Raw genomic sequence first — 14,316 nt, forward strand, 5'->3', positions numbered from 1 at the left:
TCTATTGCTTTTCAGCTTTAATCCGAAGTCGCAGACATATACCCTTCCAGTTTTTTTCTTTGCCAATTGCTCAACGGCTTGGAAGCGAGATGATCGCTGATAATTTTTTTGTATTTGTTCTGTTCATAAAAATAACCCAGTGCTTCATGGGCTGGGCGGCTCAATCGGCTGTTATGGCTTAGTATAGCATCAGTTAAGTTGTCGACCATTTTTATATCAAAGTAGTTGCACTTTTTTAATGCATTCATAGCATTTACCCTTGTGCGGAATTCATAGGAATTACCGGTATATGTAACCAGCTTATCTGCATGCTGTATTTTTCCTGTAGAAGTGTATGCTATTTCCAGCCATTTTATAGTAACATTTCTCCCGACGGTTCCTTCAACGTCTTTGGTTGCCTCAAGGTATGCTGAGGTTTTAGCAGGGTTGTAATAACATAATTTGTCCAGGGCAGAAGCAACTATTTCGTATGATGAGTCTGTAAGAAGTTTTTCAAGTTCTGTTGTCATTTCAGGAGAAGGATCAACGATCTCTTTTAACGCGGTTTTTCTTACCTGCACATCTTTATCAGAGATCGCTTTTATAATTAGCGCCACACTTTTTGGTTCTTTGTCATTTACAAGTTGGGCAATAATTTCACTTTTGATCGCATGAAATGTTTCTTTGTTATATACTGCTGTCAGCAGTTCTCTTTTCTTTTCGATCGCGATATTTCTCATTGCCGCCACTGCGTCATACCTGTCGAGCATATAGTGGGCTTTCAATGCCTGGGCTTTCAGCATTTCAAATGGTTTATTGAAAGCAACTGATTTCAGAATATTATTGTTCGGGTCAAATAATACATAATCAATTTTTTTTTGATCAGGGTTTGAAATGGAAACCAATTCACTTTGTTTGTCGATCACCACTTGCTTTTTATCCATTGTTCCGTCACTATAATATACTTCAAACCATACCGGCATTTTATATAAGCCCGATGGCCTGCTGTCGCTTTTGGACAACGAAACAAAAGGATCATTCGAAGCAACCTGCAGGTTAGGACCCATAACCGGTAAGCCATTAATATTATCAAGTTCCTGTGTTTGTATCACCATAAATTGAACGGTGTTACCCATTTCCTGTAAAGTCACATTATATTTTGGTTCACCGCCTTTATAGACCCATTCTTCCCAGAACCAATCCAATGAAAGTCCCAGCGTTTCATGAAACGCGTTGAGCAGATCCTGTGAATCAACATTGCCGTATTTGTGTTTTTCGAGATAGTATTTAACGACTTTGTTATAAGCATCTTTACCTCCCACAACATATTTTAACATGTTCAATACAAAAGCCCCTTTGGGATAATGCCGTACGGTACCTCCTTCACTGTGCGCAACCGGGAAATTATTCTTTGAAGATTCTTCGAGCGCGGAGTTCTGGGCATTTCTTCTTGCCCAGTCAAACTGATCATCACCAAAAATTTCCCGTTCAAAAAGCTGGTTGTAATAGGTGGCAAAGCTTTCCTGCAGCCAATGATGAGCCTCACTACGCGCTGTAACAAAGTCACCGAACCATTGATGGGCCAGTTCATGCGCATTCACGCCGATATAATACCTGTCGAGATAGCCGCGCTCATCAACAAAAAAGAAGTCGCCGAATACAGTGGCAGTAGTATTTTCCATGGCACCATACATATAATCCTGAACAGGAATCTGGGAATAGCTTTCCCAGGGGTATTTCACGCCAATCTCTTTTTCAAAGAAGTCAACCATGCGTTCACTGTATTTATAAGTGGTTTCCACCCTGTTTTCCCATTCGGGATAATAATACAAATGCATGGGTACACCTGAGGCGGACCGGGTTTCTTTAATATCATATTTCCCGATACCCAGCATGACCAAATAGGGCGCATGCGGATGTGACATTAAGTAATGCCAGGTGAGTGTTCCGTCTTTATTATCTTTTGCACCTAAAAATTTTCCATTAGAAAGGACTTTGTATTCTTTGTCAAATTTTACGATCAATTCAGTCGTCAATTTATCATTCATCTCATCGTAAAAGGGAATCCAATTGCGGTTGTCGGTTCCCTGCCCCTGGCTCCAGATCTGCTTCCGGCTTAAATTATTGGGATCATTCCATCCGATAAAGTTCAAGCCTTTCCGGGGACTTGCTTCATAGGCAATAATCAGGCTGTCGGTGGTTCCCCATGTCAATGCGGGAACAGGAAAGATCGTAATAAAAGAGTTATCATTGTTATATTTTACCGGTTTGCCATTCAGTTTGATCTCTTTAACAGTTATGTTGATGGCATCCAGTATAATTGAATCAATTTTCTGTTGCAAGGGACTAAAACGAAGGGTTGCGTTTCCCCTCACCACTCCTTTTGCGGGATCGAATGCCAGTTCAAGCCGAAGATGTTTGAAGTCAACATTATGTTCCCTTGGAGCCAGCGCGGGATCGATCAGGTAGTTGCGGGTTTTGAGCTGTGAACGACCTGTCAGGCTGAGTATGCTGATGGCCAGCAAAAGAGTAATTTTCTTCATGTTTATATTGTTTATAGTGCCAAATTCGCCAAAAAATCCGAAGTTTCAATACGGAAATGGATGGTCGGAAGTTTTGAAGGATAAGTGGATTGTTATTTGTCGCTTTTATCGGTATGCGTTTTAAAACATATATTTTATTAAAATCAAATGATATCCATGATGAGAAAATAAATTCACGTTCTATTTTATAGCCGTTTATTAGTTTTGGAGTGATAATATAACTGTCGTCATTGATCCACCACCAACGACCTGTATGATCTGCAAAATAATTTTTTGTACTGAATAAATACCAGCCATTGAATTCGAACCCCCCATCTATATTGCCGGGAGAAATACGGAGCTCGTTGGTTAGATAATTTGCCGCGTTCCACCTGGCTTTATTGATGCTCAGATAATCATGTGTACTCATAACCGAAAAGCAGATCAAAGGAACAAGGGCAATAAAGAGCCATCTTTTGTTAAATGAAAAATCAACAGATAAGGTATACATCAACAGTAGAAAAGGTAAGAGGAATAGTAAATACCGGTCATTTGCATAACTTAAACAAATCGGAGTGAGGTAAAGCATAAATATCAGGAAGAACAGATAAATGATATTCTTTGATGCGACGATTTTTTGTACAGAAAGATTATTTATAATTGAAACTAATGCAGTATAAAAACTCAATGCTCCCATAAAATTTAATGTTATCCAAAAAAGCTTCGATGTTACGGATCCCGGCTGGAGTTCGCTTGTAATAAATCCGGTAAGAATTATCGGACCTGTCCCGGTTGGATAAAACATATTTCCGACAAAGGGAAAGATGTTTCCCGAAAGGATGACTTTTAAGGCTATTAATGCAATATAGCCTGTCAGAAATAATTTCGCCCAAAGCGACCGGAGTATTTGATGAAAATGGTGTTTATAATGGAAGATGGTTAATGGTAAAATAAACAGACCCAGTGCGATAGTGGATGTGATAAAGTAATAGGAAAAAGCTTTAAGGATTTTTATATCAGGATGGGTTATAGAATGGAGTATATGACCCGTCTGCAGGTGATAATTGCCCGGTAATATTTTTAAAGCGGTAGCAATATATTCATAGAGGAAAAGAAATATCAGATTTAAAATTAGCGGGAGAAGGCCGATGAGAAATTTATTTATTCTGTTTTCTCCGGCAATTATATATATAAAGCCAAAGGCCAGGGGTAGTACTATGCCGGTCTGCCGGTTTAGGGTTGCCAGAATCGAAAAGAAAATGAACCAAACCAGGTGGCTGATTTTAAATTGTTGTAAAAAATTCAGCATGAATAAAAAGGCTGCGAGAGTTAAAAGAACAGTAAATACATCAGGTAAAAATGTATTGCTAAGTGACAACGTTAATGGATTAAATGCGAAACATAATAAAATCACAAATCGTATAATGTCATTTACATTGAATGACTTTAAAATTTTGTCAAACACAATAATTATAGCGATCAGCCCCGCAATTGATATGAATCTTAAAATTGTGAATGAAAACCCAAATAGTTTGGATAGACTTATTCCGGCAATGAACTGAGGTATAAAAGGAATTGCCTGCCAATCGGAAGTTTTCCAGACCCCGGCATTTACGAATGCGGCAATGGAACTTGAGTAAGCCCAGTCATCATTTAAGGGAAATTCACCAATCGGGTTTATGATCAATTCCGCCACTAATAGCAGAGTAATTACCGTTGCAGTATATGTTTTTCCTGTCATCTTAAACATTTTTCTTTCGGGATAAAATGTTGTTTAAGATATACACTGTACAAGTTGCCATGAACAAAAGCAGTGGTTCAATAATTACCCGATGCCGGGTTTCAACATAAAAAATTGCCTGGAGTAATGATAATGATATAGGGATTGAGAAAATGATCAATGCGTCTCTCGGACTTTTTGCAAGAAAGTAAATTGCTAAAAAGAGTACGATCACATACCCCCATTTGTAAAATGGGATCAAACGTTTAATTTCATTGCTATATTCTATTCCTATTTTCGATCTGAATGCCCAGAAATTTTTTAGTTTAATAACATACATTTTTAATACATGCATCGGTTCATTGACTACGATCTTCTTATATTTTTTTAAAAAATAATCGGATTGTTCCTCCGAATTGAGATGAATGATATCCGGCCATTCATTGGAAGGTATTATTAAGTGATAAGGGTTTCCGTCCGGTAAACTTGCTCCTCCTTCTGTTTTTTCCTGTATTCCCAGCCATAAGTTTAGTCCTACACTTGATATAAGGCTCAGCTTGTGATAAATGGAGTAGTTTCTGTAAAGCCAGGGTGATAAAAAAGTAATGCCTATCAGGAGTACAATGAATGATTTCCTAAACGCATGGATAAATGAATGAGTCAAAATCAGGGAAAGAAAAAATGGAAAGATCAATACAATAAAGGAGGTTCTGTTTAACAATGTTAATCCAAAGGCGAAACCAAAAATAATGATATTGCGGGTGTCGGACTTTTTTAGATACCTGATCATCAGGAAAAGTGAAACAACCATCATTAACAGATCCAATGAAAAGGGGTGTATTATCATCAATGTGTAATAGTTGATGAGCGGATGGAACAATATTCCAAGTGAAGTAATAAAGGAAATGGGCAAAGCATGATCTTTGACGACTTGAATTCTGCTCCTGGACGTGAACCAATGGAAGACCTGAAACCCCAATAGCGCTGACAAGGAATGAAAAACACAATTTAGTATGATCCCGGCTTTAGGAATAATACCAAATAAGTTATAGAGTAGAAATAACAGGTAAGGATAAACAGGAAACTGATAATTATAATTATACTGGTTGTAAAAAAAGTATTTCATCTCACCGCTTTTTACCATATTTACGGCGATGTCATGTGCTTCAAATAAAGTAAAGTGATTTAGGAAATTCAGAAGGATTACTCGTAATATAAACCAACCTATGACAATAAAAAACAGTGTCTTTCGTGTCTTAATTAAGTTGGTCATGGGGTTAAAGTACTTTTTGGAGTCACTTTCTTTAAGTGTGAAAGTACAAAACCGTTAACCTAAAACCTCAATTTTTTTTATCGATCACCTTCTGATTGATAAGATGTTCAAAAAAGCCATCCAGTTGATCTGATTCAAGTCGCCTGTTAGCGACTATCTTTTTATTCTCGTCCATAATGATCATAACCGGAGTGCTTATAATGTTGTATTTGCTTCTGAATCCTGATTGAGCATAGGGGTCATATATATTTATCCAATCCAGTTTGTTTTCAATAATATATTTTTTCCAGGGGGCGGCATCCGTCTCGGTGCCTACCGCAAATATTTTTACTGCATTGAACTTTGTTTTGTGCCACCATTCCAGCAGTACCGGAGTAACCTTTTTGCAATGACTACAGTTGTAGTCCCAAAAATAAATAATCGTATAAGGTGCTTTTATGTCGTATAAAGTAACATCGTGCATTGACGAATCCTTAAGGGTAAGGTTGGGAGCATATTTCCCTATCAGTAATGGTTTCAGGGCGATGGCGTGTTCATTGATCTTGACAAGTTGGGCAGAATCCACCCAAAAAGCCTGTTTGGTCATGTAATACTTTTCTACCAGGTGAACAAATACGGCATCCATTCCCATCAGATTCGAGGATTCATAAGCGAAGGTTTGGCTGGCGACAACATACCGGAAGACTTCTTTGTTGGCGCGTGATTTTTCAACGATAATATCAAGAGCGGCTGCCACTGAGTCCGGGAAAGGGTAGGTCATGTTATCAATAAATTGTTTCATCTTGCTGTGTAAGATCGGCGTATACAACAGGCGTTCATCCGAAAAATCATAATTGTCCCAAAAATGGGCGCGCATATAGCGCCACGCGAATGTGGAGTCAGGGCGGCCGTTTGAAAGAATGGGTGCCGCAGGTATTTCCGGATCCAACATTGTGGCTATCATTTTAGCTGTGAGTGTTTTGGGATGCTGTTTAACAAAATTCTGAAAATATGATTTTACTTCTTTATCAATTTTATTCATCTTGTCACTAAGCATTTTAGTGGAATCTTTATTGTTTTTAACTCTTTGAAGCTGCTCCCGTAAAGGTCCCGCTTCCTTTTGTTTGGCAATGAGAAATGATACATATTCATAATATACTTTATTGTCGTCCGACCCTGTTACTTTCATGTACTTCATAAAGTCGGTTGTGTCCGTTTCCAATTTGAAGTTCTGGGTCTTATCAATAATAAGTTCGAAACTTTTCTTTTTAGGAAGGATAAGCACATAAAGGCCTTCTTCTAATTTTTCCTTACCTGTAAATATTAGTAGTCCGTTTGCATCAACTTTCGCAGTATCCTGTATGTAATGTTTATCAGCGAAACTGTTTGCCAGGTAATAGTTTGAATCTTTGATCGCGCCCTTAATTTTAAATATAATGTTATATGCGTTATCGCCTCCGGCAAAAGCGATGTTGGCAAACACGAAGAACAAGATCAGGGAAAGAAGGTGCTTTAAAGTTTTCATATGCAGATATTATATAAGTTGATAAATGTCATATGCTGCCTGTCGACAGACAGGGAATATACCATGCAATTTTCATTTCATGAGTTTAGGTGCATGGCTATTTCATAAATAATGGTTTTAAGAGTTCGGGTTGTAAAATTAATAATTTCTTAAGGAATGCCTTATTTATCAAAAATCGTGCAATTGTGTGTTGGTCATTCTATCGCTCGGCTAAAGCAGAACAAAAAGACTGATGATTAAGAAGTTAAGGATTCGTTTTTTCAGACTTATGCCCCGGTATCAATTTGCTTACGCGAAATACCATATAAATGGTCATCGCTGTGAGTATAATAATTAAATAGCCAAGGGTATCGTAATGTTCAAGCGGACTGAATTTATCTTTTTGGATTACTACCAGTCCTCCGACCGCTGAGGCAATTCCGCCCGCAATTTGCTGCAGGGAAGAATTGATACTCATGAATGCTCCGCGATCCTGGAGTTCAGGGAGGGCCGATACCAATGCTGTTGAAGGCACCATACGGCTCAAAATACCAACCATGAGAATTACATTCACTATCATAACCATCCAAAAGGGTATGGGCCTAAGGTTGGTGTAAACCACAACAATAACTGCCATCCAAATAGAGGCAAGTGTAAATAATTTAAACTTATCCATTTTATCGCTAAGCTTTCCAATCAACGGCATTATGATCAATGAACTTACTCCTGAAACCATAAAAAGAACAGGAAGTTGTTGTTGTGTAACATGCAGGTTATTTATTGCAAACGCGCTTCCCCATGGCATCATCATAAAACCTCCGATGGAGAGCAAAGCAGTACATAAGAAACCGATCCTGTAATCGCGTTTGGCAATGGTATGCCAAAGGTGCATCAGGGCATTGCGATCATTTTGTACTTCGAGATGTTTGGTGATTGGTTGCAGTTTAATGAGAATAGCTATCCATATAATTATGGAGAGGAAAACAATCATTATAAATGGAGCCTGCCATCCCCAGTTATTTGCGAGGTATAAACTAATTGGGATACCCAATACCTGACTGGCTCCAAAGCCCATCATTAAAAAACCCATCACGCGTCCGCGTTGCTCAATTGGGAACAGGTCGGTAACAATGGCCATTGCAATTGACCCGATAACTCCGCCAAATACACCGGTAACAATACGTGCCGCTATAAGCAGCGGGTATGAAGTAGCCAGGCCGCAAAGTAAAGTGCCGGCAATAAATCCAATATAAAAGAACAGCAATAATGTTTTACGGTCGAAGCGGTCGGCAAAACCTGCTGTTAGTAAGCCGGATATACCGGCGCTGAATGCGTATGCCGAAACTGAAAATCCAAATTGAGAAGTGGTGAGACTCATCGATTTCATAAGCATATCGCCCAGTGGCGACATAACCATAAAGTCAAGCACAACAGTAAATTGAGTGAGCGCAAGAATAAAAATTACGAAAATCTGATCTGAAGTAAAATTAGCTTTAACTATTGGTATCTCTTGTTTCATTTTCTCTGCGCCATTAGCCACCTGCAAACAGCCGGCAAAAGTACGTGTATTGTTTTAGAATAGCGATATCTTTCATGAAAGGCATTTATTTAATTTTTATCCGTATAAATTGTATGTATTTGATTTTCAATTAGTAACAATTGATTGTGTAGCTGTATCTTTATGTTGTTGTATCAGTTATATCAACAACATTTGTTCTGTATGTAATGGCCATCTTTGCTAAGCCAGGACAAAATGGAATGAAGATTGCATGGTATATTCCCTGTCTATCGACAGGCAGGCATGATAATTAATACTTACAAAACATTTACGTGTGAAAAGAATAGCAGCCGTCCTCTTATTATTTGTTCTGGGTTTAAAGATTAGTACAGCACAAATTGCATCAGGCAAGGATCAATTGTACAATAAGCTGTATCAGCAGGAAGAACTGACGGTTGATATGACCAACCCCGAATACGTTGGTCTGGTTTTAGATAAGATACATGAGTTTAAAAATCTCCGATCAATTGAATTCGAAGGCGAAGCCAACGAAAACACTTTAAAGAAAGTTTTTTACCGGCTCTCTGTTTTAAAAAACCTTGCAAACATAACCTTGCGCGACAATGAACTAAAGAAGATGCCGGACAATGTTAAGAACATTAAAACTTTAACATCTTTAACAATTGAAGGCAACAATAATCTTGATTTTGATGATATGTTTGATAAACTTTCAGAGATCAACCTTGTCGGATTAAAATTGATCGACAATGATTTTAAAAATGATCCTAAAGGGATATCGGAAATAAGCTCGCTGAGAAGTTTAACGCTCAGCGGAAGCAGCCGGTTGAATTATGAAAAACTGATAGATAACCTGTCAAAGCTGCCTGCATTGGATTCTCTTTCCCTTCCTATAAATTTTATTACTCAGCTGCCCCAGAATATTTTCCGGCTAAAATCGTTAAAGCAATTGGATGTAAGCAACAACGTACTCAGTGAATTGCCAGAAGGAGTATCATCCTTAAAAGCTATAAACAATTTAAGTATTAATGGTAATATTATTGTAAACCAATTTCGGGAGCTGGAAAAATTCAGGGATGCTGACATTAAATATTTGTCAATTGATAAGGAGATCAGCGGGGATGAAATTGAGCAAATAAAAAGGATGTTTCCCAAAGCTGAAATCAACTACCCTGTATATGAAGAGGATGATGATTCACAGATGACTGCCATTGTTCCTGCTACAGATAGAATTGTCCCTAAAAAAACTGAAGAAAAAGCGGGGAACCTTGTAGTAAAAAAGGATTTCAGCATACTGTCGGCAGCGTATCTTAATTACCCGGATATTTTCCGGTCGGTACACTACAATTTTGACACACTTTTGTTCAACGAACGATACGCTGACGCCTCTTATATAAATACCACAAAACGTGTTAGGAGTAATTATGCTGGGGGACGGTTCTCGCTTTACAAAATGAAGGGTAGGAGAAAGGAGGTCGCTTTCAATATTGGTTCAAGGTATTCCAGAGCGATCGATTTCAATGAGCTGACTGCCTTTAACGGTATGCATTGGGTGTATAACGGTGAATTAACTAAAAAACAATTTTTAAAAAAATATATTAAGAAAAAGGAGTGGAATGATGTTCGCATCAGCTTCGATAATAATAACAGCCAGTTTTCAATTGAGCTCAAAAATGACAAGGGCTTTGAAAAAATAAGCGCATATCCGATCTATAATAAAGGTACACTGGAAAAAAGTCGTGAAGCATACAACAGGAGATTCTCCAACTACCAGAAAGCATTGGTGCGACGGGCCAAAAGATTTGAGAAAAATCTCTTAAAGGATAAGAAAAGATACGATAACGATTACATTTTAGTTAAGCAAAAGGCCTGGGACGAATTGCTACTGCAAATGAGCAATGAAGAACGTGTAATGACCGAGAAGCAATGGTTGGAATATTACGACAATATTATTACCAATGAGAAGCTGGCATTAAATAATTCTTCCCTTCAACTGGAGTATTTTGAAAGAGGTATGAAGATCAGGGGTTATAACAGCACAATTCTCAGGAACAATAACAGCAAGAAGTCACAAATAACCTATGGAAAACTTATAAGTGTTTCGGTTGAATTTATTGATGAGAATGGCGGCGGAAAATTGGCTGTAAAAAATGTTATTACCATAGATAAAATGGGAAACCGTTATTATCAGAGTGAAGGAGGACTCGGGTTGTCGCCCAACAATATTATATTCTGGCAAAATGCTAATAATGTAATTATTGTAGAACTCAGGAATGGTACATTGGGGATTGTGTCTACTTCAGAAATAAACAGTAAGAAAATACCTGTTAAATCAGAGCTACTCGAATTGAAAACAAAGGTGCTGGATAAGAACCTCGATACGATGGCGGATATTTTTAAAACGATCGGTCTGGAGTAAGATAAGTTTAATCTATTGAATATTAGTCATTTATACACATAGCTTCATTTCATTGTATCTTTTGATCATTCGTTCAGTTATTAATACAAAACACGGATAATGACTTTGAATGCAGCATATCACCTAACCCCGGAGCAGATCAATAAGGAAGCCGATCTTATCCGGCAGGCGAAGGAAGATCCTTCAAAATTCGCACTCCTGTATAATAAGTACCATGAGCAGATTTTTCTGTTCATAGTAAGAAGGGTAGAGTCGAAGGATGATGCGGCAGATATTACATCACAGGTTTTTTTAAAGGCCATGTTAAACCTTAAAAAATACCAGCCGCAGGGAATTCCTTTTGGTTCCTGGTTATACCGTATCGCACGTAATGAGATCTATGATCAGAACGCACGAAATATAATAAGTATGGTATTAACTGTTGAAAAGGAGGGCGTTCGTGAAATGGCCGCTGAAATAGAAGGAGAGAATAATTCAGAGGAAAAGTATAATCAATTACAGAATGCGCTCACCACACTTTCTGAAGATGAATTGGAAATTATTGAGTTGCGTTATTTTGAAAAACATTCATTTAAGGAAGTAGGAGAAATAGTAAATATCACGGAGAATAACGCGAAGGTTAAAACCTACAGGATATTGGAGAAACTTAAAAATAATTTTACCCATGAATAATCGCAAAAAAATACTGACTGACAGAAAGCTGCCTGACAGTGCGGAGATAGCGGGATATAATAATTTCGATAAAGTGCTGGGCAATTATACCCTGATTAAAAAACTATTGCTCCACAAAACGATGATTTGGTCAGTAGTTGCTGTAGTAACAGTTTTCGCAACAGCTTTGATATTGTATAATACTCAGACTAAAACTGCCGGCAAGCAGGTAGCAAAAGTCATCCCCGACACTCGGAATGTAAATACAGAAACACCGTTCATTGCTCCTCCTTTAAACGATATAAGTGTTGCATACACTGAAAGGAGTATTGACGCAAAAAAAGGAGCCTGGATCAGGTATCCTTCAGGAACATCTATCCATGTGCCTGCTAATGCATTTGTTTTTGAAGATGGGTCACCTGTTATCGGAGAAGTAAATATAAAGTTCAGGGAATTTAATGGTCCCAAAGATATTTTTCTTTCAGGAATTCCAATGGGGTATGATTCAGCAGGCAAGAATTACACATTGGAGTCGGCCGGGATGATAGAGTTAAGCGGGTTTTCCGATAATAAACCTGTAGTATTAAAACAAGGGAAAGGAATTCATGTAAAAATGAAATCGGATTATACCGATAATAATTATAATTTATACAGGCTGGATGAAGAGAAAAGGGAATGGATATATGCGGGTAGAGATTCTGTTCAGAAAATAAGTGGTCATAAGATGGCTGCAAAACCATCGGCACAAATTCAAAAATTTGAATATCCTACAGATGATAAATTTGATGATGTTGACGTAGCGGATAATTCAAAATACCGGTTCCAATTGCAGGTCGATAAAAAGCAATTTCCTGAATTGGCATTGTACGATAACGTTATGTTTGAAGTGACCGATAATAATTTCAATTCAAAATTTTACAAAATAAAATGGGACAATATGATATTGAAAGCCGGGCCATCGATGGGAAGTTATATCGCAAATCTAAAAAAGGCTGACACTACTATAGCTGTTAACGTAAAACCTGTGCTAAGTGAAAATGATTATAAGTCTGCTCTTGAAAAATTTACCCGGGAGCACAAAGAGTATGAAGAAAATGTTGCGACTAAGGAAGAAAAACGAAATGATCAATTGGTTTCAATTGCTAAAACTTCAGGGATAACTAACAGAGTTTTTATGATTTCACAAATGGGAGTATGGAATTGCGATAGACCGCTTTCTCCATTGCCTGACGAGTTAAGTATAGATCTTGGAAATTTACTTCTCGACCACAATAATAATGTTATCGTATGTAATAATATTTATGTTGTGGAGAAAAATAAAAACACTGTATTCACTTATAATAAAGGAAGAGGAGTTAAGATAAACACCAAAAGTCAGAATCTGGTTTGGGCAGTATCCGATAAGGGGCAAATAGTTTTTATTCGCTTAGGAGATTATAACAGGCTTTACAGGGGACAGCAAAATAAAATTACTGTTGATGTGGTCGGGAATAAGGAACTGGCTTTAGCTCAAATAGATGAATTCGCAAAAGGAAGTCATAATAAAATTAACCCGTGATCATTATAGCGGGAAGTAGCTTACAGGTCAACAGGAATAAAACTTCCGGGACCTTATAATAGATCAGGAATGGCCATTCGTTGATCATATAAAAATCCAGAAGTAAGATTTAAGGAATTGCGTAGTAGTTAACTTTTTACAAAACAATATTTGTAAGGAACGGTTCACCCTATAAAAAATTTAACCATGCAAAAGACACTAAAAATAATAGCACTGACACTTCTATGCGGAGTTTCATTTGCGCAGCAAGACGCACAGTTCAGTCAAAACATGTTCAACAAACTACCTGTCAACCCGGCTTATGCAGGAACCGATGGCGCCATTTGTGGAACAGTATTGTTGAGACAACAATGGGAGAATTTCCCAGGTGCTCCCAGAACAGGACTGATAGCACTTGATGCTCCTGTATTTCAGTCAACTCCATTTCACGGTGGTGCGGGCTTAACGTTTTGCCAGGACCAGCTTGGTTTTGATAAAACCACATTTGCTAAAATCTCCTATTCCTATCATAGAGCATTATGGGCAGGGACTGTAGCCCTGGGATTTGAGGCAAGCATGATGCAAAAGCAATTGAACGGAGTATGGATTGCGACCGATCCTGTTGCTCAGGACGCCTCAATTCCCGATATTAATACCGGAGGAAGGAAATCGTATGATCTCGGACTGGGTGTTTATTATACCAATCCAATAGGCATGTATTTCGGTATTTCATCCACTCATTTAACTCCTTCTTCATTTAAATTAAAAGCCCCTGCAGCTAATGGCAATCCGCTGAATGTACCTGATGATTACAGCTTCGTAAATGCAAAGCATGTGTATGTAATGGCTGGTTGCCCATTCCCGGTTTCAAGGAATGCGGAGGTTATCCCTTCTGTTTTAGCGAAGACAGACCTGACTTCAACACAGCTTGATCTGAATGTAAGGGTTGTTTGGCAAAAAAGGGTATGGGGAGGTGTTTCGTACCGTTTAACGGATGCTGTTGTGGCAATGGTAGGTTTTCAAAATGGAGGATTCAGATTTGGTTATTCATTTGATATGACCACATCAGCCATAAGAAATTACAGCAACAACACGCATGAGATCATGGTAGGCTATTGCTACCAACCACCCATACGGGTAAAACGTACAATGCACGACAACATACGTAATATGAATTTCAGGAATGGGGAAATGGAGTAAAAAACCAAAGATGTTT

The 14,316-nt window shown here is 38.0% G+C and carries 9 protein-coding genes; 4 read left to right on the plus strand and 5 right to left on the minus strand.

Annotation, left to right across the window (positions count from 1 at the left end; translation table 11 throughout):
• Positions 1–17 precede the first annotated feature (17 nt).
• From HYU69_01170 to HYU69_01190, 5 genes are all read right to left on the minus strand, one after another.
• Complete coding sequence (locus HYU69_01170) at positions 18–2,522, minus strand: M1 family metallopeptidase (GenBank protein MBI2268948.1); 2,505 nt, start codon at positions 2,520–2,522, stop codon at positions 18–20.
• The gene (locus HYU69_01175) at positions 2,410–4,251 is read right to left on the minus strand and encodes a glycosyltransferase family 39 protein (protein MBI2268949.1); all 1,842 of its coding nucleotides are present in this window, start codon (positions 4,249–4,251) and stop codon (positions 2,410–2,412) included. The genes HYU69_01170 and HYU69_01175 overlap by 113 nt, the downstream gene beginning before the upstream one ends.
• Positions 4,244–5,347, minus strand: a complete 1,104-nt coding sequence (locus HYU69_01180) for a glycosyltransferase family 39 protein (protein ID MBI2268950.1) — start codon at positions 5,345–5,347, stop codon at positions 4,244–4,246. The genes HYU69_01175 and HYU69_01180 overlap by 8 nt, the downstream gene beginning before the upstream one ends.
• Positions 5,348–5,561: 214 nt before the next feature.
• Positions 5,562–6,998, minus strand: coding sequence for a DUF5106 domain-containing protein (locus HYU69_01185; GenBank protein MBI2268951.1), 1,437 nt, complete (start codon positions 6,996–6,998; stop codon positions 5,562–5,564).
• A gap of 244 nt (positions 6,999–7,242) precedes the next feature.
• Entirely contained in the window at positions 7,243–8,496 is a 1,254-nt protein-coding gene (locus HYU69_01190; protein ID MBI2268952.1) for an MFS transporter, read from the minus strand.
• Between the two features lie 313 nt (positions 8,497–8,809).
• On the opposite strand from HYU69_01190, the gene HYU69_01195 reads away from it, so the two are divergent.
• From HYU69_01195 to HYU69_01210, 4 genes are all read left to right on the plus strand, one after another.
• Entirely contained in the window at positions 8,810–10,912 is a 2,103-nt protein-coding gene (locus HYU69_01195) for a leucine-rich repeat domain-containing protein (GenBank protein ID MBI2268953.1), read from the plus strand.
• 99 nt (positions 10,913–11,011) lie between these two features.
• Positions 11,012–11,584 (plus strand): sigma-70 family RNA polymerase sigma factor, encoded by a 573-nt coding sequence (locus HYU69_01200; protein ID MBI2268954.1) that lies wholly within the window; start codon positions 11,012–11,014, stop codon positions 11,582–11,584.
• Positions 11,577–13,121, plus strand: coding sequence for a hypothetical protein (locus HYU69_01205; GenBank protein ID MBI2268955.1), 1,545 nt, complete (start codon positions 11,577–11,579; stop codon positions 13,119–13,121). The genes HYU69_01200 and HYU69_01205 overlap by 8 nt, the downstream gene beginning before the upstream one ends.
• Positions 13,122–13,307: 186 nt before the next feature.
• The gene (locus tag HYU69_01210) at positions 13,308–14,300 is read left to right on the plus strand and encodes a type IX secretion system membrane protein PorP/SprF (protein MBI2268956.1); all 993 of its coding nucleotides are present in this window, start codon (positions 13,308–13,310) and stop codon (positions 14,298–14,300) included.
• Positions 14,301–14,316: the final 16 nt, after the last annotated feature.

This window comes from Bacteroidota bacterium (assembly GCA_016183775.1).
In the GTDB taxonomy this organism is placed as follows: domain Bacteria; phylum Bacteroidota; class Bacteroidia; order JABDFU01; family JABDFU01; genus JABDFU01.

Bases quoted from the DNA above. Each gene is read 5' to 3' on its own strand.
- HYU69_01170 (MBI2268948.1), bottom strand. From the start codon at position 2,522: ATGAAGAAAATTACTCTTTTGCTGGCCATCAGCATACTCAGCCTGACA.
- HYU69_01175 (MBI2268949.1), bottom strand. From the start codon at position 4,251: ATGTTTAAGATGACAGGAAAAACATATACTGCAACGGTAATTACTCTG.
- HYU69_01180 (MBI2268950.1), bottom strand. From the start codon at position 5,347: ATGAAATACTTTTTTTACAACCAGTATAATTATAATTATCAGTTTCCT.
- HYU69_01185 (MBI2268951.1), bottom strand. From the start codon at position 6,998: ATGAAAACTTTAAAGCACCTTCTTTCCCTGATCTTGTTCTTCGTGTTT.
- HYU69_01190 (MBI2268952.1), bottom strand. From the start codon at position 8,496: ATGAAACAAGAGATACCAATAGTTAAAGCTAATTTTACTTCAGATCAG.
- HYU69_01200 (MBI2268954.1), top strand. From the start codon at position 11,012: ATGACTTTGAATGCAGCATATCACCTAACCCCGGAGCAGATCAATAAG.
- HYU69_01205 (MBI2268955.1), top strand. From the start codon at position 11,577: ATGAATAATCGCAAAAAAATACTGACTGACAGAAAGCTGCCTGACAGT.
- HYU69_01210 (MBI2268956.1), top strand. From the start codon at position 13,308: ATGCAAAAGACACTAAAAATAATAGCACTGACACTTCTATGCGGAGTT.